The 24,915-nt window shown below is 35.8% G+C and carries 29 protein-coding genes; 22 read left to right on the forward strand and 7 right to left on the reverse strand.

Going from position 1 to position 24,915, the window contains the following annotated elements; all coding sequences use genetic code 11:
• Positions 1-16 precede the first annotated feature (16 nt).
• On the reverse strand, positions 17-655 hold the full coding sequence (locus tag ACFQ32_RS07340) for a M57 family metalloprotease (protein ID WP_052724613.1): 639 nt from the start codon (positions 653-655) through the stop codon (positions 17-19).
• Between the two features lie 210 nt (positions 656-865).
• Between ACFQ32_RS07340 and helD the strand changes: the two genes are divergently transcribed.
• Positions 866-3,160 (forward strand): RNA polymerase recycling motor HelD, encoded by a 2,295-nt coding sequence (gene helD / locus ACFQ32_RS07345; protein WP_046324209.1) that lies wholly within the window; start codon positions 866-868, stop codon positions 3,158-3,160.
• An 8-nt stretch (positions 3,161-3,168) separates the two neighbouring features.
• Positions 3,169-3,618 carry a GNAT family N-acetyltransferase gene (locus tag ACFQ32_RS07350; RefSeq protein WP_046324210.1) on the forward strand — a complete coding sequence of 150 codons (450 nt, stop codon included), beginning with the start codon at positions 3,169-3,171 and terminating at the stop codon, positions 3,616-3,618.
• A gap of 14 nt (positions 3,619-3,632) precedes the next feature.
• Here ACFQ32_RS07350 and ACFQ32_RS07355 read toward each other — a convergent pair whose 3' ends face one another.
• Positions 3,633-4,205, reverse strand: coding sequence for an SGNH/GDSL hydrolase family protein (locus tag ACFQ32_RS07355; RefSeq protein ID WP_046324211.1), 573 nt, complete (start codon positions 4,203-4,205; stop codon positions 3,633-3,635).
• A 95-nt stretch (positions 4,206-4,300) separates the two neighbouring features.
• On the opposite strand from ACFQ32_RS07355, the gene coaA reads away from it, so the two are divergent.
• The 7 genes from coaA (at position 4,301) to ACFQ32_RS07390 (ending at position 10,819) form a co-directional block, all read left to right on the forward strand.
• Positions 4,301-5,215, forward strand: coding sequence for a type I pantothenate kinase (coaA, locus tag ACFQ32_RS07360; RefSeq protein ID WP_046324212.1), 915 nt, complete (start codon positions 4,301-4,303; stop codon positions 5,213-5,215).
• Between the two features lie 72 nt (positions 5,216-5,287).
• The gene (locus tag ACFQ32_RS07365) at positions 5,288-6,277 is read left to right on the forward strand and encodes an ornithine cyclodeaminase (protein ID WP_046324213.1); all 990 of its coding nucleotides are present in this window, start codon (positions 5,288-5,290) and stop codon (positions 6,275-6,277) included.
• Positions 6,278-6,458: 181 nt separating this feature from the next.
• The gene (gene efp, locus ACFQ32_RS07370; RefSeq protein ID WP_046324214.1) at positions 6,459-7,031 is read left to right on the forward strand and encodes an elongation factor P; all 573 of its coding nucleotides are present in this window, start codon (positions 6,459-6,461) and stop codon (positions 7,029-7,031) included.
• 246 nt (positions 7,032-7,277) lie between these two features.
• Positions 7,278-7,769 (forward strand): PTS sugar transporter subunit IIA, encoded by a 492-nt coding sequence (locus tag ACFQ32_RS07375; RefSeq protein WP_046324215.1) that lies wholly within the window; start codon positions 7,278-7,280, stop codon positions 7,767-7,769.
• Positions 7,770-7,788: 19 nt separating this feature from the next.
• Complete coding sequence (locus tag ACFQ32_RS07380; protein ID WP_046324216.1) at positions 7,789-8,640, forward strand: PRD domain-containing protein; 852 nt, start codon at positions 7,789-7,791, stop codon at positions 8,638-8,640.
• The gene (locus ACFQ32_RS07385; RefSeq protein ID WP_046324217.1) at positions 8,630-10,045 is read left to right on the forward strand and encodes a PTS transporter subunit EIIC; all 1,416 of its coding nucleotides are present in this window, start codon (positions 8,630-8,632) and stop codon (positions 10,043-10,045) included. Before ACFQ32_RS07380 ends, ACFQ32_RS07385 begins: the two co-directional genes overlap by 11 nt.
• A gap of 9 nt (positions 10,046-10,054) precedes the next feature.
• Complete coding sequence (locus tag ACFQ32_RS07390) at positions 10,055-10,819, forward strand: ChbG/HpnK family deacetylase (protein ID WP_046324218.1); 765 nt, start codon at positions 10,055-10,057, stop codon at positions 10,817-10,819.
• Between the two features lie 210 nt (positions 10,820-11,029).
• Here ACFQ32_RS07390 and ACFQ32_RS07395 read toward each other — a convergent pair whose 3' ends face one another.
• The 3 genes from ACFQ32_RS07395 to ACFQ32_RS07405 all read right to left on the reverse strand — a co-directional run bounded on the left by ACFQ32_RS07395 (position 11,030) and on the right by ACFQ32_RS07405 (position 12,947).
• Entirely contained in the window at positions 11,030-11,251 is a 222-nt protein-coding gene (locus ACFQ32_RS07395; RefSeq protein ID WP_046324347.1) for a hypothetical protein, read from the reverse strand.
• An 18-nt stretch (positions 11,252-11,269) separates the two neighbouring features.
• Entirely contained in the window at positions 11,270-11,689 is a 420-nt protein-coding gene (locus tag ACFQ32_RS07400) for a hypothetical protein (protein ID WP_046324219.1), read from the reverse strand.
• A 577-nt stretch (positions 11,690-12,266) separates the two neighbouring features.
• Positions 12,267-12,947, reverse strand: a complete 681-nt coding sequence (locus ACFQ32_RS07405) for a hypothetical protein (protein WP_046324221.1) — start codon at positions 12,945-12,947, stop codon at positions 12,267-12,269.
• A 56-nt stretch (positions 12,948-13,003) separates the two neighbouring features.
• On the opposite strand from ACFQ32_RS07405, the gene yaaA reads away from it, so the two are divergent.
• The 11 genes from yaaA (at position 13,004) to ACFQ32_RS07460 (ending at position 21,279) form a co-directional block, all read left to right on the forward strand.
• On the forward strand, positions 13,004-13,771 hold the full coding sequence (gene yaaA, locus ACFQ32_RS07410; RefSeq protein ID WP_046324222.1) for a peroxide stress protein YaaA: 768 nt from the start codon (positions 13,004-13,006) through the stop codon (positions 13,769-13,771).
• Between the two features lie 50 nt (positions 13,772-13,821).
• Positions 13,822-14,427 (forward strand): histidine phosphatase family protein, encoded by a 606-nt coding sequence (locus ACFQ32_RS07415; RefSeq protein WP_046324223.1) that lies wholly within the window; start codon positions 13,822-13,824, stop codon positions 14,425-14,427.
• A 138-nt stretch (positions 14,428-14,565) separates the two neighbouring features.
• Positions 14,566-15,087: a TetR/AcrR family transcriptional regulator gene (locus tag ACFQ32_RS07420; RefSeq protein WP_046324224.1), complete on the forward strand. Its 522-nt coding sequence runs from the start codon at positions 14,566-14,568 to the stop codon at positions 15,085-15,087.
• Positions 15,087-16,148: an ABC transporter permease gene (locus ACFQ32_RS07425; RefSeq protein WP_046324225.1), complete on the forward strand. Its 1,062-nt coding sequence runs from the start codon at positions 15,087-15,089 to the stop codon at positions 16,146-16,148. The genes ACFQ32_RS07420 and ACFQ32_RS07425 overlap by 1 nt, the downstream gene beginning before the upstream one ends.
• A 1-nt stretch (position 16,149) precedes the next feature.
• Positions 16,150-16,824: an ABC transporter ATP-binding protein gene (locus ACFQ32_RS07430; RefSeq protein ID WP_046324226.1), complete on the forward strand. Its 675-nt coding sequence runs from the start codon at positions 16,150-16,152 to the stop codon at positions 16,822-16,824.
• A 452-nt stretch (positions 16,825-17,276) separates the two neighbouring features.
• Positions 17,277-17,498, forward strand: coding sequence for a hypothetical protein (locus ACFQ32_RS07435; protein WP_046324227.1), 222 nt, complete (start codon positions 17,277-17,279; stop codon positions 17,496-17,498).
• Positions 17,499-17,603: 105 nt separating this feature from the next.
• On the forward strand, positions 17,604-18,209 hold the full coding sequence (locus ACFQ32_RS07440) for a TetR/AcrR family transcriptional regulator (protein WP_046324228.1): 606 nt from the start codon (positions 17,604-17,606) through the stop codon (positions 18,207-18,209).
• A gap of 155 nt (positions 18,210-18,364) precedes the next feature.
• Positions 18,365-18,904 carry an NADPH-dependent FMN reductase gene (locus tag ACFQ32_RS07445; RefSeq protein ID WP_046324229.1) on the forward strand — a complete coding sequence of 180 codons (540 nt, stop codon included), beginning with the start codon at positions 18,365-18,367 and terminating at the stop codon, positions 18,902-18,904.
• An 11-nt stretch (positions 18,905-18,915) separates the two neighbouring features.
• On the forward strand, positions 18,916-19,464 hold the full coding sequence (locus ACFQ32_RS07450) for an NADPH-dependent FMN reductase (protein ID WP_046324230.1): 549 nt from the start codon (positions 18,916-18,918) through the stop codon (positions 19,462-19,464).
• Positions 19,465-19,547: 83 nt separating this feature from the next.
• Complete coding sequence (locus ACFQ32_RS07455; RefSeq protein WP_046324231.1) at positions 19,548-20,339, forward strand: tyrosine-protein phosphatase; 792 nt, start codon at positions 19,548-19,550, stop codon at positions 20,337-20,339.
• A gap of 10 nt (positions 20,340-20,349) precedes the next feature.
• Positions 20,350-21,279: an FAD:protein FMN transferase gene (locus tag ACFQ32_RS07460; RefSeq protein ID WP_046324232.1), complete on the forward strand. Its 930-nt coding sequence runs from the start codon at positions 20,350-20,352 to the stop codon at positions 21,277-21,279.
• Between the two features lie 54 nt (positions 21,280-21,333).
• Here ACFQ32_RS07460 and ACFQ32_RS07465 read toward each other — a convergent pair whose 3' ends face one another.
• Positions 21,334-22,404 (reverse strand): C39 family peptidase, encoded by a 1,071-nt coding sequence (locus ACFQ32_RS07465; RefSeq protein WP_052724614.1) that lies wholly within the window; start codon positions 22,402-22,404, stop codon positions 21,334-21,336.
• Between the two features lie 229 nt (positions 22,405-22,633).
• Complete coding sequence (locus ACFQ32_RS07470) at positions 22,634-23,170, reverse strand: CvpA family protein (RefSeq protein WP_046324233.1); 537 nt, start codon at positions 23,168-23,170, stop codon at positions 22,634-22,636.
• Positions 23,171-23,327: 157 nt separating this feature from the next.
• On the opposite strand from ACFQ32_RS07470, the gene rsmG reads away from it, so the two are divergent.
• Both rsmG and noc read left to right on the forward strand, forming a co-directional pair.
• Complete coding sequence (gene rsmG / locus ACFQ32_RS07475) at positions 23,328-24,050, forward strand: 16S rRNA (guanine(527)-N(7))-methyltransferase RsmG (RefSeq protein WP_046324234.1); 723 nt, start codon at positions 23,328-23,330, stop codon at positions 24,048-24,050.
• Positions 24,051-24,065: 15 nt separating this feature from the next.
• A complete protein-coding gene (noc, locus tag ACFQ32_RS07480; RefSeq protein WP_046324235.1) occupies positions 24,066-24,914 on the forward strand; it encodes a nucleoid occlusion protein in 849 nt (282 codons plus the stop codon).
• The last annotated feature ends 1 nt before the right edge of the window (position 24,915 follow it).

Here is a 24,915-nt window from a genome sequence, read left to right on the forward strand (position 1 = left end):
CTCGCAAATTTTTAACTTATTTCCCGTATAATTTTTCAACTTTGGCAACATCAACTGGCTCAATTGAGTAGAGCGAACCAGTTGGATACATTACCGAAACGCCATTATTATGTTTAAGACCTATTGCATGTCCCAATTCATGTTCAACAGTATTAAGAATGCGTTGATACGTATAATTATATGGTGAGAAATTTTGTAAATAATAAATGTTTAGCCTGGTTAAAGCAGAGTACATAATCCCGGTTTTAACGTAATAATGAAAGGTAGTATAACCGGCATAGTTCGTGTTGGGACTGTAAATCTGCTCTATCACAATCTTAGCATTTTTCTTGCTTTTAGCTTGGGTAAAAGTAAAGGCTTTAGTATCATTCCATGCTTTAATCGCGTCATTAGTAGCGGAAACCAGTTCTTGATTATCATTAAGATCAATGTAGACCGAAGCTGTGGGCTTTTTCCAGCGCCAAGAAGTTGCAACAGCGACATGCTTCTTTTTACTTTTTTTACTTTTTTTCTTTTTGGCCTTTTTGGCATAAACAGTCTGCGAAGACCAGTTAGTTAAAGGGTTATCAGCAACGGGAGTTATTGCACTTCCAATTGTCAGAATTGCAACTAGTGCACACGCTAATTTAGAGAAAAAATGACGAAAATTTTTCATACTTTAATCACTCCATTATCTTACATTATATAAGAAAAATGGTGAAAGTATCATATTTTACTAACTTTAGCATATTAAATTATAGTCATAAACTGCCTAAATTATCTTAATTGCCCCTATTTTACTGGTTGAAAAAATAAGTGCAGGATTTTAATATAAACCGATTTCATGGTAAAATAGAATGCAAGTTTTGAAAAAATAGGTGAGTTTATGACAAAAGCGATGGATGATAAAGAATTTGAGCAAAAACATCTCGACCGGATTTTGAAAATGATTAGAGCTAAAAAGTCCGAGTTGTCTTCGTCAATTAAGTCCGCTGAAGGTGAGGCCCAAGATCTTAATTCACACTTTTTTGATGATGTAAAACTAGATTATGACGGTTATTCAACGTCAATGGAAACTGCATTGTCTATTCACCAACAGCAGCAACTGCTTGATGAACGTCAAAATGCCTGGCAACATGCCGCAAAGCAACTGAGTACAGTGCAAAAGTTAGAACAAAGGCCATATTTTGCCAGAGTAGATTTTAAAGAGAACAAGGAGAAGCCAGAGACTATTTATATTGGTTTGGGCTCCTTTGCTGATAAAAATAACCATTTTCTGATTTATGATTGGCGGGCACCAATTTCTTCAATTTATTATGATGGGAAAATTGGGAAAGTTTCTTATATGTCACCTGAAGGTGAAATTACCGTTGATATGACTAAAAAGCGGCAGTTCATGATTAAGGATGGCAAGATCGTTAATATGTTTGATACCAATGAATCCATTGGCGATCAAATGCTGCTGGAAGTTTTGGGTGAAAAATCCGGCACCCAGATGAAATCAATTGTGACTACTATTCAGCGTGAGCAGAATAAGATCATTAGAAATACCAGTGCCGACTTGCTTTTTGTTCAAGGTGCAGCTGGTTCTGGTAAAACTTCTGCCATCTTGCAAAGAATAGCTTACCTGCTTTATCGCTATCGGGGCAACCTCACTAGTAGTGATGTCATTATGTTCAGTCCAAACCAATTGTTTAACGATTACATCAAGAATGTTTTACCTGAAATGGGTGAACAAAACATGGTGCAAATGACCTATTGGCAGTTTGTGGCGAGAAGACTGCCGGGAATGACAGTCGAAAACTTGTTTGACCAATTTGAAGATAGTGCAGCTGATTCCGCCATTAGTCAGTTTAAGGACTCTACCAACTTCTTTAATTTATTACATCATTATGCTAAGCACCTTAATAATCGGGGGGTAATTTTTAAAAATATTTACTTCCGCAATAAAAAGAAGCCATTTTTTACGAAAGAAAAAATCAGTGAACTCTACTATTCATTTAATTCCAACTATAATTTAAGCAACAGAATTGACGCTACACGTGAAGAATTAATTAAGTCACTTAATCGTAAAATTAATGGTGAAACTAAAAAGGCGTGGGTATCGGATGCAATTCAAAACCTCAGCCAGGAACAATTGAATGCTTTGTATGATCGACCGGATCAAGAATTTGAATCTGAAGAAAAAGAAGAAAAATTCCTCAGCCGTAAAATCGTGGTCAAAGCACTGGAAAAAGTTTTCCAGCAAATAAGACGCAATAATTTTATTAACATGCGTGCCCAATATCTGAGCTTTTTACGTGCAGTTCCTAAAATGACTGATTTAGCTAAATGGCAAATTAGCGAAAAAGACTGGGAAAAACATGTTGAAGATGTTAAGCAAAGCTTTATGAAACATTATATTCATATGAATGATGTTTCAGCGTATTTGTATCTTTATGATCTAATTACGGGTCGTCACGTGGATTATGAAATGCGCTATGCTTTTATTGATGAAATTCAAGATTATACCCCGTTTCAACTTTGTTATCTCAAGTATAATTTTCCCCGCGCCAAATTTACAATGCTGGGTGACTTAAATCAGGCTATTTTTACTAAAGACGAAAGCAGGAGCCTGCTTAAGCAGATTAGTGGTCTGTTTGATCCTGAAAAAACTGATGTGGTGCAATTAACCAAATCATATCGCTCAACCAAGCAACTGACAGAATTTACCAAACAAATTTTGCGGCAAGGCGAAAAAATTGAATCATTTAACCGTCAAGGGCCTAAACCGGTTCTGTGGGGGCGGTCTAATAATACTGCTGCTATGCAGGTACTAGAACAAATTTTAAGTGAAAATGATCAAGCCAAATTGACAACGGCGATCATCACCAAAGATTTAGCCAGCGCGAAAATTGTAGCGCAGCAACTAAAAGAGGATAGGGTGAAGGCGACGCTAATTGCTACTGCCAATCAACGTTTGGTAGATGGTACTCTTGTCATCCCGTCATATTTGGCTAAGGGTCTGGAATTTGACGCAGTCATTATGTGGGCTGCTTCGAAAGAAAATTATCATCGCATTGATGAAACACAACTTGTCTACACAATTACTTCTCGTGCAATGTACAAGCTTGATATTATTTATGCAAACGAAAAGAGTCCACTTCTTGAAGTAGACCCGGAAACGTATATAGAAAAATAGGTGATTCTATGACTGAAAGTGAAAAATTTACGTTTAAAACAGTTGCGCAAATGACTGGGCGGGAAATGTTTTGCGTTGCTCGTTTGCGGATAGATACATTTGTAACGGAACAGGGAATTACTGTACCCGAGCTGGATGACGAAGATTTGGATGCTATTCAAGTCTATTTACTGAATGATCAAAAAACAAACGCTCTGGCTGTTTGCCGCATTTTTCAAGAAAAAGACAAGTGGCTGGTAGGTAGAGTAGCAGTTGCTACAGCGGCCCGCGGGCAAAAACTGGGTACCAAAATGATGACTCAGGTTCACGAATACTTGCGTAAACAAGGGGTTAATCGCCTTTATTGTCATGCACAATGGCAGGCTAAACCCTTCTACGATTTTTTAGGCTACCATACTAAAGGTGAGCCTTTTACAGAAGCTGACATTAAGCATGTAATGATGTATAAGGATTTATAAGATGAAAACTTGCACTATAATTGTGCAAGTTTTTGTTTAATTGCCGCTACTACCAGGTTAATTAAGATTTGATTTCCTGCAGCTGTAAGATGCTGTCCATCTTCTTGGTAATATGAAGATAAATTTTTTAACTGACAAAAATTAGCGATCAAGTTAATGAAAGGAATGTTATATTTGCGGGCACAATCTATAGCGATTTGATTATAAATTGTCATATTTTGGTGATTGTAGTATTGCATAATATACTTATTATTAGGATCCTCATAAGCAGGACCTACAATAATCATTTTCGAAGCACCAATACTTTTAACCATGTCGTTAAGATTGGCGGCATACTCAGCACTACTGATTCCCCAACCAGTAGACATGTCGTTTGTACCATATTCAAGGACCACTATGTCAGAATCTGTTGGAATTAAGTTTAAACGCTGCTTGCCTTGAGCTGTTGTGGCACCACTTAAAGATAAATTGCTAATTAGAGCTTGATCAGCAAACTCTTTTTGCACGCCAGTAGTTACTATTTTAGTATCATGACCAGCACGATAACCATTAAACAGGGAGTCACCAAATAAGATTATTTTTTTCATAGTTTTGCCTTTCTGTATGATTAAGGAAATTAATTAAAGAACTTTATGTTTTTATTTTACTATATTATAAGAATTAAAATTCAAGGATATCTAGGATGAAAAATTATTTACAGTTTAATAGAGAAGAATGGCAGTCACTGTCTGCCACTGAACCGGTTAAAATAACTCAAGATGAATTGGCTAAGATTAAATCTTTAGGAGATATTATCAATTTAACTGATGTGCAAGAGGTATACGACAGTTTAATCAAATATCTTTATTTAGTCTATCAAGAAAAGCGGACTTTGCAGCAAAAGCAAGGCAATTTTTTACACCAAAAAGTTGCAAGCGCCCCCTTTATTATTGGCATTTCAGGTTCTGTAGCAGTGGGGAAATCAACTACTGCACGGCTTTTGCAAATATTACTTAGTCGTTCATATCCAGGTTTAAAAGTTCACTTAATGACTACAGATGGTTTTATTTATTCCAATCAAGAATTAACCAGGCGCAATTTAACCGACCGCAAAGGTTTTCCCGAAAGTTATAATATGAACTTGCTGATCAATTTTTTACAAGATGTCTTAAGTGGCAAGAAGGACATTGTTTACCCCCTATATTCTCAGGAGTTAAGTGATATTGTTCCCGGAAAATATGGACACGTATGTGAGCCTGATATTTTAATTATTGAGGGAATTAACACGTTGCAACTGCCTACCAATGGTCAAATTGTAACCAGCGACTTTTTCGATTTTTCGATTTATATTGATGCACCAGAAGACCTGATTGAAAAATGGTTCATGCAGCGTTTTGTCAGACTGATGGAGCTCAATAAAAATAATCCACATAACTTTTATTATGAAATGGCTAATGGGCCAAGGGATGAGGCTCTCACATTTGCACAAGAAACTTGGCAAATGGTAAATTTGGTTAATTTGCGGGAATATATTGCCCCTACCAAGCCGCGTGCCAGTTTGATTTTGCATAAAACTGCTGGTCATGTTATTGACAAAATTTATCTCAAACAAATCTAACATGTAGCGGGGATAACTTTAATTTATAATAGGCTTTAGAATTATGATATTGAGAGATAACAGGAGGAATAGATGTTACTGTTAAACCGAAATGATATTGAAAAATGTTATTCATTAAAAGATTGTATTGCTGCGGTCAGTGACGCTTTTCGTTACTTCTCTGCCGGTAAAGTGGATGTACCATTAAGAACTCAAATTCTTAAGCAAAATGGTAAGGATACTTTCTTATGTATGCCCGCTTTTTGTGAAGATTACGAAGCTGCTTGCGTGAAGGTATTGAATATGTTTCCTGAAAATATTAGTCATGGATTACCATCTATTAATGCCCAAGTCTTAAATATTGATGCCCAAACCGGTGTAGTTAATGCTATATTAGACGGTAATTACGTAACCCAATTACGCACCGGCTCTGCTTCAGGAGTTGCACTCAAGTACTTGGCGAAAAAGAATTGCAGGAAGGGTGCCTTAATTGGAACAGGCGGACAGGCTGCAACTCAGCTTGAGGCTATGCTGATTGTGCGTCACTTAGATGAGGTGGCCGTGAGTGACCTTGATTTTGAACGTGCTCAAAAGTTTGCTGTGAAAATGCAAAAGGACTTGGCGCAATACCACACTAAAATCACGGCGGTTGAGACTGGTAATGAAGCGGTACAGGATGCAGATGTGGTCATATCTGTCACGCCGTCAACTAAACCAGTTTATGATGCTCACTTTATTAAGCAAGGTGCTACTATTTGCGGTGTAGGTGCCTATCAACCACAGATGGAAGAAACACCAGCAGAACTGGTTGCTAAAGCGGATAAAATTTACTTTGATTCTAAAGACGCTGTTTTGGCAGAGTCAGGTGACATAATTATTCCGTTAAATGAAGGCTTAGTTTCTGACTCTGACTTTACTGGCGAGATTGGCCAAGTCGTTAGCGGTGAAGTAACTGGACGCGAAAATGACAATGAGATAATTTTCTTTGAAACGGTTGGTATTGCGGCTCAAGACTTGATGGCCGCAAAATCCATTTATGATAACGCTGTAAAGCAAAACGTTGGAACTCAAGTTAACATGTAAGTCTCAACTTTTTAGTTTATTTAAAATGATTGATTTTATGGTGTTGATAAAGTCCAAATTTTGCTATACTAATCATTATGAATGAGATTTATTTATTATTAATAAAAAAGTTTGCTTTACCTCCGGCGTGGTTTTCTGAAATCAATAATTAATTTAATAAATGGATTTAAAGGAGTAAAAAATGGTACAAGCAATAAACTTAAAAAAAGGTATGGTTTTTAGTCAGGACGGCAAACTAATTCGGGTATTGAAAGCTAACCACCATAAGCCCGGAAAGGGCAACACCGTTATGCAAATGGATTTGCGCAACGTTGAAAGTGGTGCTGTGGTTCATAAGACTATGCGTCCAACTGAGAAAGTAGATTTAGTTGATATCACTAAGAAAAACGCACAATATCTTTATAATGAGGGTGATATTTATACTTTCATGGATACTGAAACTTACGAACAATATGAAGTTTCAAGTGAACAATTAGGTGATGACAAACTTTATCTGATGCCTAATATTGAAGTTCAGTTGGAATTTGCTAATGACAGTAAATTGCTGGGTGTGGAATTACCATCAACTGTAACGATGAAAGTAACCCATACTGAGCCAGGCATTAAAGGTGCTACTGTTACTGGCTCTGGTAAACCTGCCACAATGGAAACCGGATTAGTAGTTCAAGTTCCCGACTTTATTAAAGAAGGAGAGGAGCTGGTTATCAATACAGCTGAAGGTTCCTATAAGTCGAGAGCTGAAGGAAGTAAATAATTATAGTAAAAGGGTGCAGCCGCAATGACTGCATTTTATTTTTCTTGTTTAACGGTTGTAATTCTGCATACTCTCAAGTATTTTCCAAACATAAAAAGCGCTTGCAGAAAAATATCTAATTGTGTATAATATTTTACATAAATAAAAATGGATTGTTACTCTTTGAGGCATTACCATTAGTCGAAGTATTTTTGAATACTTACTAATTGTTGTGCTTCAAAGAGTTTTTTTGTTAAGGGGGAAATTGTGTTTAATTTTTTCAAGAAGAAAACTACCAAATTTACTGTTACTGCACCTATTCCAGGAATATTGAAAAATTTAAGCGAAGTAAAAGATCCAGTCTTTTCACAGAAAATGATGGGAGATGGCTTTGCAATAAGCTTATCTTCCACAGCGACCAGTGTTTTTGCACCAGTAGCCGGAAAAATTGTTTCATTACCTGAAAGTCACCATGCAGTTGGGATAGTTACACAGGATGGGGATGAGGTACTTGTTCATATTGGTATAGACACAGTTAATTTAAATGGACAAGGCTTTTCAGCCGTAGTTGAGCAGAATGAAGAAATAACGCAAGGTCAAGAATTAGTTAGACTGAGTCGTGAGTTCCTTGAGAGCAAAGAAGTTGATCTGACTACTATGGTCATCTTTACCAAATTAATTCCAGAGCATCAAGGCTGGAAAATGACTAAAAATTATGGCGATAATGTAACTAATCTGGATATAATAGTCGAAAAATAAGTTTAATGGGAGTATCTAAATGCAGGTTGTTAAACGGATAAATAATAACGTAGCAGTTTGTTTAGATCAAAATCACGACGAATTAGTAGCGTTTGGTAAAGGCATTGGCTATCCAAAAACTCCGTATGAACTAACTGATTTAAGTAAAATCAAAATGACTTTTTACCGAATTGATAGTCGTAATTTCAAACTGATTCAAGAAATTCCGGAAAGTGTTTTAGAGGTTAGTGCCGATATTGTTCAGCAAGCGCAAACTATTTTAAACCAAGACTTAAATCAAAATATTCTTTTTAGCCTGGCAGACCATATTAACTTTGCAATTGAACGCTCAAGAAAAGGGGTACGAATTGACTATCCATTTTCATATGATATTCAGTCCTTTTACCCGCAAGAATGCCAAGTTGGTGAGATTGCCTTAAAAATGATTGAACAAAAGCTAAACATAAAATTACCCTCAGAAGAAATAATTGCGATAGCGATGCATTTTATTAATTCTCAAGTAGTTACAAAATTGCAAATAAGTAAAGAGAGTTTTGACTCAATTGCCGACTTAATCGTAAAAGAGATTGAAAAGCAATTTAAGCTAAAAGTTAATCGTAAATCTTTTATCTACAACAGATTTATTACGCATTTAAGATACTACTTGAAGCGGTTAGAAAATGACGAACAAATTAATGATGGTTCCAGTAAATTACTCAGGAAAAGTTTTAAAGAGAACTATTCAAAAGTGTATCGATGTACAGTCGATATCATTAATCAGATTGATGAAAAACTAAGAACAAATACTACGGATGATGAAGAATTTTACTTAATGATTTATGTTCAAAGAATGATCGCACAATTAAATGATAAGGAAAGCAATGATGAATAAAAAATATCAGGAAATGGCTCGGCAAATTGTTACTGCAGTTGGTGGCAATGAAAATGTTGTTAGTGTAACCCATTGTATGACAAGGTTAAGATTTAATCTTAAGGATATGAGCATACCAAAAGATGATGAGATAAAAAATATTACGGGCGTACTTGGAACTGCAAGATCTGGGGGACAATATCAAATTATTATCGGCCAAACGGTTAATGAAGTTTATGATGCGGTTACTGCCGTGGGTAATTTAACTGAAGCTGCACCTGTAGATGAAAATATTGACAAAGTAAAAAGTGGACCCCAAAAATTAACATGGAAATCTGTTGGTAATACAATTTTAAATAAAATTGCTGGCAGTCTAACACCACTTATACCCATGCTGATTGCAGCTTCAATGTTTAAGATGTTGGTGGCAGTACTTGGTCCAACTATGCTAAATGTTATATCTGTACATAGTGACTTATACCAATTATTTAGTTTTGTTGGTGACGCTGGCTTTTACTTTTTCCCAATTGCTATTGGTTACACTGCAGCTAAACAATTTAATACTTCCCCAATTTTAGGGATTTTTCTTGGAGCAATTATGCTTGATCCGGGATTGGTAAAAATTGTTGCAGCAGGAAAACCCTTTACCGTATATGGTATTCCAATGCATTTGACTAATTATGCCAGTTCGGTTTTGCCAATCTTACTGTCAGTTTGGATAATGTCATATATCGAGCGCTTCTTTAATAAGCATATTACTGCATCATTGAGGACTATACTTGCACCTTCATTAACAATTGCTATTATGCTACCAATAGCTTTATGTGTTCTTGGACCACTTGGAGGATTTGTAGGCGAATATGTTTCTAAGGGAATTATTTCCTTTGGTCAACTGGGTGGTATTGCCGCTATTATTGGTGTAGGACTAATAGGCGCTTTGTGGGAGCTTTTAGTGATCACAGGGATGCACTTAGTGATGATAAGTGCAATGATTACAATTGTGGCCCAGACAGGTCACGAAAACTTCATTATTCTAGGTTCTCTAGCTGCCAGCTTTGCAGTAGCTGGTATGAGTTTAGGTGCAGCACTACGTTTAAAAGACAAAAAAGAAAAATCACTTGCATTTAGTTACTTTATTGCCAATTTTATTGGTGGTGTTACAGAGCCAGGCTTATACGGATTAGCAATTAAATATCGTAGACCATTCGTTGGTATGATGATAGGTGGATTTGCTGGTGGCATATACGCTGCTGTAATGCATGTCTCTGGCTATGTAATTGTGCCAGTGGCTAATTTCATGTCATTAACTGCTTATGTAGGCGGATCTACTGCAAACTTAATCAATGGTATTGTAAGTGCAGCAATTGCCTTAATAGTAGCAGCTATTGCTACCTATGTTATTGGCGTTGAACCCAAAAATAAATAGGAGGAAAATATGAAAAATATAATTATTCGCGCAGATGATCTTGGTTATTCTAAGGGAGTTAATTACGGAATTTATGAAAGTGTCAAACATGGTCTGATCAATAATGTTGGTGTAATGGTCAATATGAAAGATACACTTCATGGGTTGGACCTATTGCAAGGATTTGATCTTGATATTGGGATGCATACAGTGATTTGTGCAGGTAAGCCATTGACTGATCCAGAAAAAATACCAAGTTTAGTAACATCTGATGGCTCGTTTAAGCCATCTAAGATCTATCGAATTACAGACCACGATGTGGTTGATCTGGATGAAGTGGTCGTTGAAATTGAAGCACAATACCAATATTTTTTAAAAATTGTTGGCAAAAAGCCTGATTATTTTGAAGCACACGCTGTTTACAGTGCAAACTTGTTAAAGGGTCTTGAAGTAGTTGCTGAAAGACATAATTTACCATTGTTACCATTCGATTTAGACTTAAATCCTGTTAAGTTTAAAAAGAATACGACAATTACAACTTTTATGGACAGTATGAAACCAAATTATGATCCATATCGTACTTTCGCTCATACTATTGAATTTGCTTTAGCTAATTCGTCTGATAATGTACCAATGATGGTTTGTCATCCAGGATATTTAGACCAGAGTATCATTCAGCAATCCAGTCTAACTATTCCGCGTACTCAAGAAGTGGACTTTTTATGTGATCCAAAGGTAGTACAGAAAATTGCAGACAAGGGATTGCATTTAGCCAGATATACAGAGTTAAGCTGAAATAATAGTGAGTCTTAAGGAATAGAAAATAAAAGTTTTGGTGGTTAAATTTTTCCTGATCAACAAAAAGGCATTGAGTGTTGTTGCTCAATGCTTTTTAATATGGTCAATAGCCAACTTCTTATTAATTCTTGTATTGCTTTTAATTGTAGTCATACCTTTCTAATTTTAATAATTAACTTTAAATTGCTCAGAAATAGTTCTAAATATTTATTTGCTTTTTCTAGAACTGTCATGAATAAATAATTTACGAGTATCAAAGGTAGTCTTATGATAAATTGAGTTATATATCTTTCTTTTTGGATGGGCCCAACCCATACCACGCTTACCATAGTTGGGAATGATAGCTCTTTTTATAGCCCTTGTCGCTCTCCCCTTTGTTCTGGCAGAGATAGACCTTCTTAAACTAGGCTTTCTAAAACCAATTTTAATCATTATTTATTCTTCTCCTTAATCTTCCCATTTGCATAAGGTATAACCTTGATTAATAGCCTTTTTTAGTGATATTTTGGTTATGTTGCCATGCGCTCTTCGAAGACCACGGCAACTCGGATTAAAATGGTATCTTCTCCCCGAATTAGGAGCTATATATACTTTGCGTATATTACGTTTGACGACACCTTTCCGCTTTTTTTGCTTTCTTTTTGCAGTTAGCTTTCTTTTACGAGTAGCTTTTCTGCTTTTTACAGTTACTTTTTCAGTAACTACTTTTTTCGCATTACTTTTTACTACTTTGGTCGATTTTGCAATAACAGTTTGTTGAGAATCTTGCATACCTGTATTGCCAGAAATAAAACTAGTAAAAAAAGATATAAAAATAATTGCAAAGCAAAAGCACATTTTTTTATAAAAAGGTCTTTTATACTGCATATCTTACCTCCTCAATAACACAATCAGCTGTTTAATATAATCATACCTCATATAGAAATAAAATGTGTAATTTTTTATATAAATGAATACAATACGCATTATATTTGTTGTTATGAGTATTTATTCAGTAAAAAATCTCGTTTTGCTTTTAACCAATACTTGTATAATAATTGTGGAGGCGAGACTATTAGTATAGGACCTTTGTCAGAATGAGTGACAGCATTTGCCGAAATTGCAGCTGTTTGTATTGCACTATTTTTGCCTGTTTATGACAAAAAACAGGAAAAACGTAAAAAGACTCGTAATATGAAGGCTATTTTTAGGTTTTTAATTAAAAAGGCTTTAGAAGAGAAAGATACTTCAAACTTGGAATCATACTTTAAAATAAGTTATCTTAATTATTGACAGTAATGATGATAAACAAATTTATTCATTGCTGCAGCATGCAATTGAAATTCTAAATAATCAGAATATGCCGGAGGATAAAAAAGAAGAAAATATTGGCCAAGTATTAGAATATCTTAAATGAAAAAGCAGGGTTGAAGATTTTGTTACTCTTCAACCCAGCTTTTAACTTTTAAAACTTTGTTGCTTTAATATCGTCTTCTGGCCGATGCTCTTGAATCCTGATCACTTGCCAGGTAAAATCACTTTTAGGTGCATTTTTTAAGTTGATAGTCAATTGGTTATCAGCAAAAGTGAAATCAAGTTCAGTTCTTTGGGCAACCATTTCAATGCGGTTAGGTTTATTGGTCAAGCCGTGAATTTTTATTATTTCAGGCAAGGGGGCCTTGATAAAGATATACTTCTGAAAGTGCATGTGTCTATTTTGCAACACAAAGCCATTATCTTCATTAACATTGCTGATAGTAAGATGACACGGCTCGCCTTCATTAAAGGCATGACCAAACAGATGCATCCAGTTATTGATTTGCGTAAGCAGTGCTTTAGTTTCTGCCAGTAAATTGCCGTCATCTGTGATAGGAATATCAATTACTGCTTGTTGTCCTGCTTTGCGCTGCAAAACTAGTTGCTCTACCACATTCGCGGCAGATAATTCATAGTTAGCTTGAATGGGTTCAGTAGTGACTAAAGCAATAGTATACTTTTTGCAGGCTTTTGCAAAGTCAGTTTTAAATGCATCAGCAGCAACAGCGCGAGCACCAATATTGCGTGCAGTTTTTACTAAAAAATCAGCGTCTACACCTTTAGCATTTTTTAGTTTAAAATTTAATACGATGGCAAAATCAGGATTCATTAATTTTTCTCCTCTAGTAAATATCAGTAATAAGTTTAACCCAAAAGGTGGTAAAGATGAAAATTATTATTTCACCAGCGATGAAGATGATAGTCGACCGCGAATCTTTTCCTGCTAAGTCGCAGCCGCAGTTTTTAGCCCAAGCTCAAGAACTAGCTGCTTTTTTAAAAAATTGTAGTTTTAACGAATTGCAAAAAATTTGGCAGTCAAGTGAACGCACGACCAAGGAAGGCCAAAAACAAATTAAGGAACTTAATTTAAACCAAAAGGATAATCTAACTCCAGCCGTTATTTCGTATTCTGGTATTCAATATCAATACATGGCTGCTGACCTGTTTACTGCTCCTGCTCTATCTTATTTACAAGATAATGTACGGATATTATCGGGACTGTATGGTGTTTTACGACCTTTTGACGGTGTATGGCCCTACCGCTTAGAAATGAAAAATAAAGTTTGGGGGTTTAGTCAGCCCAACTTGTACCAATTTTGGGGTTCAACAATCGCTGATAATCTTTTTAATGAAGATCAAGTGTTAATTAATTTAGCTTCAAAAGAATATTCGCGCAATATTACGCCCTTTGTAGCAAATAACAGACAAATGATTAGCATTGATTTTCAAGAAAAGAAAAATGGTCAGTGGAAGACAGTTGGTGTACATGCCAAAATGGCGCGTGGAGAAATGGTGCGTTATATTGCGGAAAAGCAATTGAGTAAGCCGCAGCAATTGCAGGACTTTCATGATTTTGGCTTTAATTTTGTACCAAATATTAGTACCGACAATACTTACATATTTCGGACAGAGTATGATTTTAGGCGGCGCTGAAGAATTTAGAGTAAAAGAATATATTTACGACATAGAAATGTGAGGTTATTATGGAAATTGTTTTTGTTCGTCATGGTCAAACTGATTTAAATAAAACTGGCCGAATTCAAGGCTCAGTCTATGATCATGATTTGGATGAGGTTGGCCGTGCAAGTGCTGAAAGAGCTGCTGCTAATTTTGATCCTTCTGGTTTTGACGTGGTCTTTTCAAGTCCCTTAAAGAGATCTTTGACTACCGCTAAAATTTTCACTAAGGGACAAAAAGAAATTAAAATTGATCAGAGGTTAACAGAAATTAATTTTGGCGAGTGGGATGGTAAATTTCTTTCCGAATTAGGACAAAAATATCCTGACGCAATTGATCCTTGGGGTAAGGCCGCTGCTGCTTACATCAAATATGCACCTAGTGGTGAATCATTTGCGTCATTAGATGAAAGATGCGGCAGCTTTTTAGCTGATATGAAAAAGAACTATTTAACTAAAAAAGTTTTGGTATTTTGTCATGGCACCCTTATCAGAATGATGTTTGCTCATTATTTTACGCAAGGTGATATGAACTTCTTTGAAACTATGGACAATTGTGCGTTAGCAAAAGTTTCTTACCGCAGTGGCATTCCGCGGGTAAACTATTATAATCGTATTTTGACACTAGAATAAAAAGCAAGAGGCCTCAAAAAGAGGTCTTTTTTGCTGGCTGCAATTAATTGAGCATTATAATTGACGATTAATCATAAGTGAATTATTCTTTTTAAGTGACACGGTGTCACTAAGAGGAAACAGGAGGTGAACTGGAATATGACTAAGTCAACTTTTATTAACTTGCCACTAGATAAAAAGCAAAAAATTGAAAGTGCATTACTGAAAGAATTCAGTCAATATCCTTTGGCAAAAGCGCAGGTAGCGCGAATAGTTAAGGAGACTGGGATTGCGCGTGGCGCTTTTTATAAGTATTTTACGGATTTGAATGATGCTTATCACTATATGTATGATTTAGCTCTGAAAACTGTTCATTCACCAGTGAAAATATTGCCGCAATTTCAAGCCCAGCAGTATTACGATAATGTAACTCATTTCTTAGATGAAACAAAAGAAAGTACATATGCAGGATTAATTAAAATGCATATTTTGTATAACGAGCATACATTTGATCATCATTTTCCGTCAAAAATACTGCTCGCATTAGATCCCCAAAATTGGAGTGCCATGGTACTTAGTCATGCAGCTATTAGGATGGTTCTTGAGAATCCAGAACAAAAAGCAGCTATTATGACGCGCTTGAAGGCAAGTTTGGAACTGTTAAACAAAGGAAAAAATTAATGTTTTTAGCAATTAAAGAAATAAAAAGAGAAAAACTTCGTTATGGCTTAATTATTTTAATGATTTTTTTGATTAGTTATTTGATATTTATTTTGTCAGCACTGGCAACAGGGTTGGCCAGCGAAAATACACAGGCACTAGAATCTTGGAATGCACAGAAAGTAGTTTTAAACAAAAATGCCAATGTCAGTATGAGTCAATCGATTTTAACAAAAAATGACTTAAAAAAAGACGCATTGACTAAAGATGAAGCTCTAGTAGGACAAATTCCGGTAGTAGTCAAAAACTCAAAGCGACCACAAATTTCAGCACAGTTCATCGGAATTAAAAGGGAGCAGTTTATTTATCATGATCAGGAACTGATTGCAGGTAGAAGAGCAAAAAAGAATTATGAAGTAACTGTTGATCAGGCGTTTAAAACCAAGGGTTACCGGTTAGGTGATAAATTAGCGCTAAACGGTTCTACTAAAAAGTACCGCATTGTCGGCTTTGTTAAAAATGCTAAAATCAATATTGCTCCAATTATTTATGGCACGCTGCAGTCTTGGAAAAAATTACGTCAGGGAATGCCAACCTTGCGTGCTTCGGCAATAGTGTCTCGTAATCCGGATTATAAATATAATTATCAAAACTGTAAGACCTATCCCATTGACCAGTTTATTAAAAAACTTCCGGGGTACACTGCCCAAAATATGACTTTTGAATTAATGATTGGTTTTTTATATGTTATTTCGTTAATTATAATTGCAGTTTTCCTCTATATTTTAACGATGCAGAAATTGCATAACTATGCGGTTATGCGTGCACAGGGGATTCCCAGCAGTACATTAGTTAAAGCAACTATTAGTCAGGCATTGATATTAGTACTTGCAGGTTTAATTATCGGATTGATAGCCACAATGATAACAGTCAAGGTTTTACCGCCCGCTGTTCCGATTAGTTTTACACCCCAAATTATTTTGACCGGAACAATCGGCTTATTGGTAACTGCAATTATCGGCAGCTTAATTCCAGTCAGATCAATATTAAAAGTAGATCCAGCACAGGCGATAGGTGAATAGCATGGCAATTATTGAATTAAAGAATGTTCAAAAAGTTTATGGTACAGGGGCTGCACAAGTCGTTGCGTTAAAAAACATTAATTTTAAGGCAAACCTAGGTGAAGTGGTATTAATTATGGGCCCGTCAGGAGCTGGTAAAAGCACTTTTTTAACAATTGCCGGCTCTTTGCAAAAACCGACTGCGGGCAAAGTTATTGTTGGTGGTCAGGACATTGCGCATATTTCTACCAGAGAAAGTGACCGTTTACGACTAACGCAACTTGGTTTTGTACTGCAGGCTTATAACTTAGTACCGTTTCTAAAAATTAAAGAGCAATTTGAATTAGTTAATAAGGTAAAAAAAGAGGGCAATATCAGTGCTGCCAAATTGCAAGAATTACTCAAGCAGCTGAAAATTAGTTCTTTAATTAATAAATATCCTAATGAACTATCAGGTGGACAACAGCAGCGTGCAGCTATTGCTCGTGCTCTTTATGCTGACCCGCAAATTTTGCTGGCCGATGAACCTACCGCTTCTCTTGACAGTGAGAATGTGGCTGAAGTAGGGCGATTGTTTAAAAAATTAGCTAAAGATTATCACAAAGCCGTCTTGCTAGTCACACATGACCCGCGGCTAGAACAATACGCAGATCACATTTATGAAATGATGGATGGAAAAATCAAACGAAAGAATTAATTGTTAATTTTTAAGAATAAAATAACCACAAGCATTGTTTTTTAAAAAAATGTTAAAGCAACTAAACTGTTCTATCAGTAGTAATTTTTTTATTTGTAATTTTTTAACTAATTCTAATTATTGTTATTAATTGAAACCGCTTATTAAAAATTAGAGAAATCCTTTATTCTTTTGTGTTAGAAAAAAGGACTTTGTTCTTGACAAAGTACTTTTAAATTTACTATTCTTAATGATAGTAAAAAGATGTTATTTTAATAAAAATAACATAAGTAATTAAAAATAAAATTATTAATTTTTAAGCTGTTTGAAGAATTGATTGAGAGATGGATTCTACGTTAAACTGACTAAAATATTTTATTTGATGTTTTTATTTGGCAGGCTTTTTGTTTTATAGCTTAATAGTGTAATACTAAATTTTTGCTAAATAAAGCTTTTTATCTAGAGGTATAATGATGAACGATATTCCTGAAGACAAATCTATTGAATTAACAACCGACTACCAGAACCATAGCATTAATATGGCTTTTTCGGATAATCTAACAGATGATTCTGAGCGTGGCTATATTCTATCAGCTGCTTTCTTTTCATTTTGTGCAGCTCAAGGCTTAAGTAAAGAAGAATTAAGTGATATGGTTTCAACTTATTATGATGAATTTTTGAATAATGAGGATTAACTGCTCATTACATTTGTGTGCTTAAATATATTTCACCGGCGGCAATACCAGTTCTAGAAGCTGGTCTAAAAAATACGTTTAAACTTAATCAAGGAAAAAATCAAAATGGCTAGAAAAAAAGAAATAGGAAAAAGTAAGATCTTAAATATTGCTTATAAAATGGTTGTTAAGGATGGAGTTGAAAGCTTAACGGCCCGCAGCATTGCTAAGGCTGGCCATTTCTCTACTCAGCCTTTATATCTTGAATTTGATAGTATGGAAGATTTGCGCCAAGAGGTTTTGCGTAAAATTGCGGACAACTTAAAGAATAAAATTTTACAGAAAAGCTATATTGCTGAACCATTGATTGATATGGATTTATCGTATATTGATTTTGCCCAAGAACAAGAGAATCTCTTCAAAGCAATGTTTGTTGAAGGTAAGTGTGGCAATGAAATAATCGCTGATACTTTAATAGATTTTGGAACTGAGAAATTTAAAGATCAATTTCCGGATAGTAAGTATTCTGCAGAAAAAATCAGAAGTATTATTATTGCTAACTGGATAACTACTTGTGGAATTGCTTCATTAATAGTTAATAAAATTGCGACTTTTTCCCAAACACAAATTATCAACGTTTTAAAGGCACAAATTAATGATGCAATTTTAAACGACTGGCTCAGCAAGAAAAGTAATGTTTCTCTGTTTAAGACAGAAGAAAAATACAATTAAAGCCCCGAAATAGTTTTTACTACTTACATAGTGTAAGCAGGATAAGCTATACGAAAGTATTAAATTATTAAAGCTATCTGAAATCAGGAACATGTTAAAAAGATACGGATATGCTATAATTAACAGTGAAATTAGTTTCCTGAAAGGTGGTTTTTATGAAAATCCTTGCATTATCTGGCTCAAATGCCAAAAATTCATTTAATGAGGCATTGCTTAAATTTATTTCTAAGCGTTTTGCCGATAGGTATGATTTTAAGCTGACAACAGTTAAAGGGTTGCCAATGTTTAAAGAAGGTGAAGATGCCCCAGAAGCAGTCCAAGCCTTGAGTAAAGAAATTGAAGATGCCGACTTGGTATTAATTGGTTCTCCTGAACAACAACACTCTGTTACCAGTGCTTTGAGTAGCGCGCTTGAGTGGTTATCTTGTGTAACTCACCCATTTAAGGGTAAGCCAGTTGCTATTGTTTCAACTTCACCAATGCCACAAGGTGCGTCTCGTTCACAAAGTCGTTTGAAGAGTCTGTTTTTAGCACCTGGTTTTGGCGCTAAGGTCTTCAATGGTGATGAATTCATGATGGGTGTTGCACCAACTCAATTTGACGATAATGGTGACTTGAAAGATGAAGAAACCGTTAAATTCTTAGATCACTTTTTCGATGAAGTTGATAGTTGGTACGCACAAGTAACTAAATAGGAGGGCTGAGAATGAAAATATTAGCAATTGTTGGTACAAATGCACCTTTTTCATATAATCGCTTTTTAGCACAATTTATTGCCAAGCATTATAGTGATAAAGCAGATATTGAAGTTAAAGAAGTCGACAAATTGACACCTTTCTGCAGAACAGAAATGGCTGATGATACTATCAAGGCTTGGATCGAAGACGTTAAGAGTGCTGATGGTATTGTAATTACTACTCCAGAATATGATCATACAATTCCGGCTGCTTTAAAGAGCAGTCTTGAATGGTTAGGCTCACACGCTGGCCCTAACGTTATGAAAATGAAGCCCGTTGCTATTGCTGGTGCATCATATGGTTCACAAGGTACTGGTCGTGCCCAAGAAGATATGCGTGAAATTTTACTTTCACCTGATATGAGTGCAAATGTTTTACCAGGTAATGAAGTTTTAATTGGTCAAGCTCCAGATAAATTCAACAAAGAAACTGGTGAATTGACTGATGAAGCAACTATCAAGCAATTAGATGGTATGATGGACAACTTCTTTAAGTTTGTTGAGCAAGCACATAAATAAACTTTTGCTAGATTAACTGGCAGAGAGTAAAATAACCGGATAGGGGGTATCCTATCCGGTTATTTTTTTGAAAGGAAGTTGGCATGACTGAACCTGTCATTTTACCTGTAAAATCTGTTCGTAATCCGCGTGATTTGGGTGGCTATATTGGCTTTAACGGACATCAGATTAAGTTTCATCGCTTACTACGCACTGGTAACATAAGTAAAATAACGCCAGAAGATGAACAGTTTTTACTTAATTATGGTCTGACTAAAATTATTGATTTGCGCTCTCCGGCAGAATGCAAAGCTAATTCTGATAAAAGCATTCAGGGCGTTGCTCATTATGAATTCCCCTTATCGGCTGATGATAATACCGGTGGTAAGGGTTTGGATATGAGCAGGGAATTTGAGCAATACCGCAAGGATCAATATGCCGGCTTTTATATGATGTGTCAAAGATATCATGATCATATCAGTAATCAATTTTCTCAGAATAATATTCATCAAATTGTTAGTTTAGTTGCTGCTACGACTGATGGTGCAGTTTTATATCATTGTTCAGAAGGTAAGGATAGAACGGGATTAGTCACAGTAATACTGCTTTATATTTTAGGCGTGGATTTAGAAACAATTCGCCAGGATTACCTTTATTCCAATATAATGCTCAACGATTACCGTAAAGTTCGCGATGCCCGATTTAAAAAGGCCGGTGAAAATGATAAATTTCGGGCCAACATGCGTATTTTAGGTTCAGTTGCCAACGCGTATTTTGATACCAGCTTGATTACCATCAATGAGGATTTTGGTGGAATTGATTCCTATATTGCTAACCAGCTAGGAATTGACCAGCAAATGCAAGAGAAAATAAGAAAGAACTATTTGGAAAATTAGGGATAAAATAATGATTAAAAATTTGGCTATAGAACAAGAAGTAGGACAGCATCATGCCTTGGGTACAGCAATCACTTTACAGGTTTTTGGTGCTCGTGATAAAAGCGTGATTAATGATTCCTTTGCTTTGATCGACCATTATGAAGACTTATTGACAGTTAATCGTGATGAATCAGAAGTAATGGATGTTAATCATGCTGCAGGTAAGCACCCTGTTCAAGTTTCAAGCGGTACCTATGATTTGGTTAAATTGGCGGTAGAAAAAAGTCGGGAAAATTTTGGCTTCAATGCTCTGATAGGCCCGGTTGTCAAGTTATGGGCAATTGGTTTTAAAAACGCTCACGTTCCTACTGCTGAGCAAATTAAGGAAAGAATGGCACTGATTGATCCGTTTAAAGTTGACCTAAACGATGCTGATCAAACCATTTTTTTGCAAAAAGAGGGCATGGAATTAGATTTAGGCGGTATTGCTAAAGGCTGGATTGCTGACCGTATTAAAGATTACTGGCGGGCTTACGGAGTTCATGCCGGAATTATTAATCTGGGTGGTAACATTTTACTTGTTGGCGACTCACCTAAAAGGACTAGTGGTCAGTGGTCAGTAGGAGTACAGGATCCAAAAGAGTCTCGTGGCAATAATATTGCTTCGGTGATGGTACCGGAATGTTCTGCAGTTACCAGCGGAACTTACGAACGTTATCTAGAAGTTGACGGTCATAAGTATCACCATTTAATTGATCCGCGAACTGGTTATCCGGTTGAAACTGATTTGGCTGGCGTGACTACTTTTACTAAGTATTCAGTTGAAGCCGAAATCGAATGTAAGAGATTGTTTTTTGCTGGTAAGCCGGTTGCTGGTTGGCATGATGATCCTGACCGCATTGGCGCAGTTTTTGTTTATAACGATGAACACGTTGAGTATGATAACTTTCAAAAGTAATAAAAAAAGTGCCTCTAAGGCACTTTTTTACTTTTAAATTTATAAGTAAGTTTATTATTTGAACGAGAGGGCTTTGTGGCAAAATTCTGCTTGAATAGCACTCTCTGGTACCCAGGCAATTGCACCATGATCATAATTCATGTTCTTGCCACCAGTACCCGCTTTATCAAACTTGGAGTAATAGAGTGGATCATAAACCAAGAACTTGCCTTTTTTGTAGCCGGTGATAACTTTGCAGTGATTGCGCTTGTAGTCGCCAGCTTTTTGATATGAAGAAAAGCCATAGTATAAAACTGGCTTGCCAGCCTGAATATACATCTTAAGATCATCAACTGTTAGTTTTTTACTGGAGATATTAATGATCTTTTTGCCCTTTTTAAAAGTCCGGGCGTATTTAGCTAGGGCACCGGGGCTAATTACATAGCCAAAACCGACGCCAGTGTAAACATTTCCCTTTTGTCCGCCTTTAACTGGCTGCATTGGTAAATTATTTTGAATTTTTGTAAGCAAACTAGTGGTAATTTTCTGTCCCTGGGAACCTAACAGCATCGCCATTGAGGCTCCTGCACAGCCCCACGGGGTTTTAACAGGAACATATTGACTGACATATGGCGTCTTCTCAATTGTTTTAGCTTGATTAGGAGTAGCTACGGCTTTTTTATTAATATAGCCAATTGATTTCTTGCCCTTTTTGTTAAGCCAATAATATGTTTTACCGTTGTGGGTGAATTTTTTATTGACATTAAATGTTTGGTGAAAATAATTCTTGGCTGCTTTCTTCTTGGTAAAATTATCAAGATAAATACCATAATTCTTTTTAACAATTGCTACTTTGAAAGTTTTGACTTTTTTTGCAGTGGTATTAGCAGGCTTGTTATTCTGAGTCGCGGCAGCCGGGACATTGGTTTCGGTCGTATCTGTTTCTTTGTCTGTCTTTTGGCCTTCTTGCGGCTTTTGCGTCTCAGACTCTTTATTTACTTGATTATGGTCCTGCTTTAATTGTTTATTTTGAGCTTCCGTTTCTGCGTTAACTGTTTTAGTCAGATTGTTACTGAAAACAGGTGTTGCAAGAATAATTGCTGCAGAAAGAGTTACAATTTTCTTTAAGGTTAATTTACTCTTCAATTTATCCTCCTAATTTTTCTTATTCAAAATACCTTCATAACAAGTTTACTACAACAAATGGCAAATATATGCCAAAAAATTATGTGGATTTCTATTATTAGTAGAAGTGTATATAACATAATTACTCAAATTATTTTAGTTAAAGATCGAAGTAAACTTTTGCTAATTGCTTAAACAAAAACAGCGTCTAAACTAACAAGTTTAAACGCTGATGACTATTTTATTCAATTTAAGCAGCAGTTCTGCTGATACTAAAGATACTGTTAAATAACCCGTTGGATAAGCCAGGTGTGTTATAAATGATGAAACGAATAAATGATGAGTCTAAAGTTTGCTGGATAAACCACGGATTTTGCAAAGCATTAAGCATTGACAGGATAATGTAAACGAAGAAATAACTGGCAAAAAAAGAGACGACAGCACCTAAAACACTATCTAGTAAATTGCCAAAGTTAGTCGCATGGGGATTTTTATTAGGTACCCAGCCTTTAAAAATCTTAACAACCATTTTGCCCAAAAAGACAATGATGAAGAATGCCAAAAAACGAAAGAGCATTAAGTTAGTTCCGGGAGTTAAAGTGGTTTGAATATTTTGCCCGGTGATCTGACTGTAAAGCCAATTGCCAACAGGATTTTGAAACAGAATAGCTGTAATGAAGACAATGGCAGCAAAAATCAAATTAATAATTAATCTGGTGAAGCCCGTTTGGAATCCTTTGTAGGTTTTTAGTGTCAAATAAGCCAGTACAATTAAAGTAACAATCATATTTATCTCCTTTGACGATATTATAGCTTAATTTATGCGTTTAGACTTTGACGACAGTCGAAAAATATTTCATAATTAAAGGGATGCATTGACTTTACATTAAGCCAATTTTAGCGTTAAATTTAAAGGGTGTGAAACAAGGTTTCACGGGTGAAAAATGAATCCTGAACAGTTCGTCCAAGAATTATCAAAACGTAATTTTAAATTAAATGAAAAACAAATCAACCAATTTAACCAATACTTTACCAGTCTGATTGAGACTAATAAAAAAGTTAATCTTACGCGGATAACAGAAAAAGATGAGGTTTATCTAAAGCATTTTTGGGATAGTATCACACCTCTTTTCACATTTGGTTCAGTATTAAAAGCGGCTGATACTTTATGTGATGTTGGTGCCGGCGCCGGTTTTCCTTCTATTCCTTTAAAGATTATGCTGCCTGAATTAAAGGTTACAATCGTTGATTCTCTGGGCAAACGGTTGAATTTTTTACAGGGTTTGATCACCCAGTTAAATTTAAAAAATGTTACCTTGGTTCATGGCCGTGCCGAAGATGTAGGGCAAAATAAACAATATCGGGAACAATTTGATGTTGTGACTGCCCGTGCTGTTGCTAACATGGCCGTTTTAAGTGAGTATTGTTTGCCGTTAATTAAAGAAAATGGCAATTTCATTGCTCTCAAGGGACCAAAAGCTGAAGACGAATTGAAATCAGCTCAGAAAGCCTTAAAAGTTTTAGGTGGTAAGGTCATTGCAGTTAAAGAATTAAAATTACCTCGAAGTATCGAAGAGCGCACTTTGATTCTGATAGAAAAAGTGCAGGCTACGCCTAAGAAGTATCCGCGGCAGGCGGGAACTCCGCACCGCAAACCAATTCATTAAACAGGGGGACTCAAAATGTCATTATTTTCTTCTTTACGTCATCATGAAGAAATACCTAAAAATAAGCAGATTCAGGATATTGAGCTAAGTAAAATAAAACCCAATTCTTTTCAGCCGCGGCACCAGTTTTCTGAAGAATCAATTCATGAATTGGCATCAACCCTTGATAAAGATGGGTTACTGCAACCAATTGTTGTACGTGAAAAAGAGGGCAATTATGAAATTATTGCTGGTGAACGCAGATTACGAGCCGCAAAGCAGCTCGCTTGGACAAAAATACCGGCAATAGTTAATAACATGGATGATAGCCAGGCTGCATCATTAGCTTTAATTGAAAACCTGCAAAGGGAAGATTTAAATCCGATTGATGAAGCACAGGCTTATAGTAATCTTATGAAACTAAATAACCTGACTCAAACTACCTTGGCCCAAAATATTGGCAAGTCACAATCTTATGTTGCTAACAAGCTGCGCCTGTTAAAGTTAACACCGAAAGTACAAAGTTATTTGGCCAGTGGTGAAATTTCACCACGTCACGGTCGCTGCTTGGTAGGACTGAGTGAGAAAGATCAAGGCCGTGTCTTAGATGAAATACTTGCAAATAACTTGAATGTGAGCGACACCGAAAAAATCGTTAAAAATGTTGACCAGTATTTTGCAGGCAAAAAAGTTAAGGATAAGGAAAAAGAACAGGCAGAACAAACAAGACGAGCAGCCAATCGCATTCCTAAAGATTTGAAAGTACAAATTAATACAATTAAAAGGGCAATTAAACTCGCACAACAGTCTGGCATCAAGGTTAAGTTCAAAGAAAATAATGATCCTGATGATTATATGATTACGATTGAATTGAAAAGAAAGTAGG

The sequence above is a fragment of the Lactobacillus melliventris genome (assembly GCF_042679465.1).
In the GTDB taxonomy this organism is placed as follows: Bacteria; Bacillota; Bacilli; order Lactobacillales; family Lactobacillaceae; genus Lactobacillus; species Lactobacillus melliventris.

Coding starts and splice junctions, on each gene's coding strand:
- ACFQ32_RS07355 (WP_046324211.1), bottom strand. CDS start 4,205: ATGAAAAAAATAATCTTATTTGGTGACTCCCTGTTTAATGGTTATCGT.
- ACFQ32_RS07340 (WP_052724613.1), bottom strand. CDS start 655: ATGAAAAATTTTCGTCATTTTTTCTCTAAATTAGCGTGTGCACTAGTT.
- ACFQ32_RS07390 (WP_046324218.1), top strand. CDS start 10,055: ATGAAAAATATAATTATTCGCGCAGATGATCTTGGTTATTCTAAGGGA.
- ACFQ32_RS07400 (WP_046324219.1), bottom strand. CDS start 11,689: ATGCAGTATAAAAGACCTTTTTATAAAAAAATGTGCTTTTGCTTTGCA.
- helD (WP_046324209.1), top strand. CDS start 866: ATGACAAAAGCGATGGATGATAAAGAATTTGAGCAAAAACATCTCGAC.
- ACFQ32_RS07445 (WP_046324229.1), top strand. CDS start 18,365: ATGAAAATCCTTGCATTATCTGGCTCAAATGCCAAAAATTCATTTAAT.
- ACFQ32_RS07470 (WP_046324233.1), bottom strand. CDS start 23,170: ATGATTGTTACTTTAATTGTACTGGCTTATTTGACACTAAAAACCTAC.
- yaaA (WP_046324222.1), top strand. CDS start 13,004: ATGAAAATTATTATTTCACCAGCGATGAAGATGATAGTCGACCGCGAA.
- ACFQ32_RS07450 (WP_046324230.1), top strand. CDS start 18,916: ATGAAAATATTAGCAATTGTTGGTACAAATGCACCTTTTTCATATAAT.
- ACFQ32_RS07425 (WP_046324225.1), top strand. CDS start 15,087: ATGTTTTTAGCAATTAAAGAAATAAAAAGAGAAAAACTTCGTTATGGC.
- ACFQ32_RS07415 (WP_046324223.1), top strand. CDS start 13,822: ATGGAAATTGTTTTTGTTCGTCATGGTCAAACTGATTTAAATAAAACT.
- coaA (WP_046324212.1), top strand. CDS start 4,301: ATGAAAAATTATTTACAGTTTAATAGAGAAGAATGGCAGTCACTGTCT.
- ACFQ32_RS07420 (WP_046324224.1), top strand. CDS start 14,566: ATGACTAAGTCAACTTTTATTAACTTGCCACTAGATAAAAAGCAAAAA.
- noc (WP_046324235.1), top strand. CDS start 24,066: ATGTCATTATTTTCTTCTTTACGTCATCATGAAGAAATACCTAAAAAT.
- ACFQ32_RS07405 (WP_046324221.1), bottom strand. CDS start 12,947: ATGAATCCTGATTTTGCCATCGTATTAAATTTTAAACTAAAAAATGCT.
- ACFQ32_RS07430 (WP_046324226.1), top strand. CDS start 16,150: ATGGCAATTATTGAATTAAAGAATGTTCAAAAAGTTTATGGTACAGGG.
- ACFQ32_RS07460 (WP_046324232.1), top strand. CDS start 20,350: ATGATTAAAAATTTGGCTATAGAACAAGAAGTAGGACAGCATCATGCC.
- rsmG (WP_046324234.1), top strand. CDS start 23,328: ATGAATCCTGAACAGTTCGTCCAAGAATTATCAAAACGTAATTTTAAA.
- ACFQ32_RS07350 (WP_046324210.1), top strand. CDS start 3,169: ATGACTGAAAGTGAAAAATTTACGTTTAAAACAGTTGCGCAAATGACT.
- ACFQ32_RS07440 (WP_046324228.1), top strand. CDS start 17,604: ATGGCTAGAAAAAAAGAAATAGGAAAAAGTAAGATCTTAAATATTGCT.
- ACFQ32_RS07365 (WP_046324213.1), top strand. CDS start 5,288: ATGTTACTGTTAAACCGAAATGATATTGAAAAATGTTATTCATTAAAA.
- ACFQ32_RS07435 (WP_046324227.1), top strand. CDS start 17,277: ATGAACGATATTCCTGAAGACAAATCTATTGAATTAACAACCGACTAC.
- ACFQ32_RS07455 (WP_046324231.1), top strand. CDS start 19,548: ATGACTGAACCTGTCATTTTACCTGTAAAATCTGTTCGTAATCCGCGT.
- ACFQ32_RS07380 (WP_046324216.1), top strand. CDS start 7,789: ATGCAGGTTGTTAAACGGATAAATAATAACGTAGCAGTTTGTTTAGAT.
- ACFQ32_RS07385 (WP_046324217.1), top strand. CDS start 8,630: ATGATGAATAAAAAATATCAGGAAATGGCTCGGCAAATTGTTACTGCA.
- efp (WP_046324214.1), top strand. CDS start 6,459: ATGGTACAAGCAATAAACTTAAAAAAAGGTATGGTTTTTAGTCAGGAC.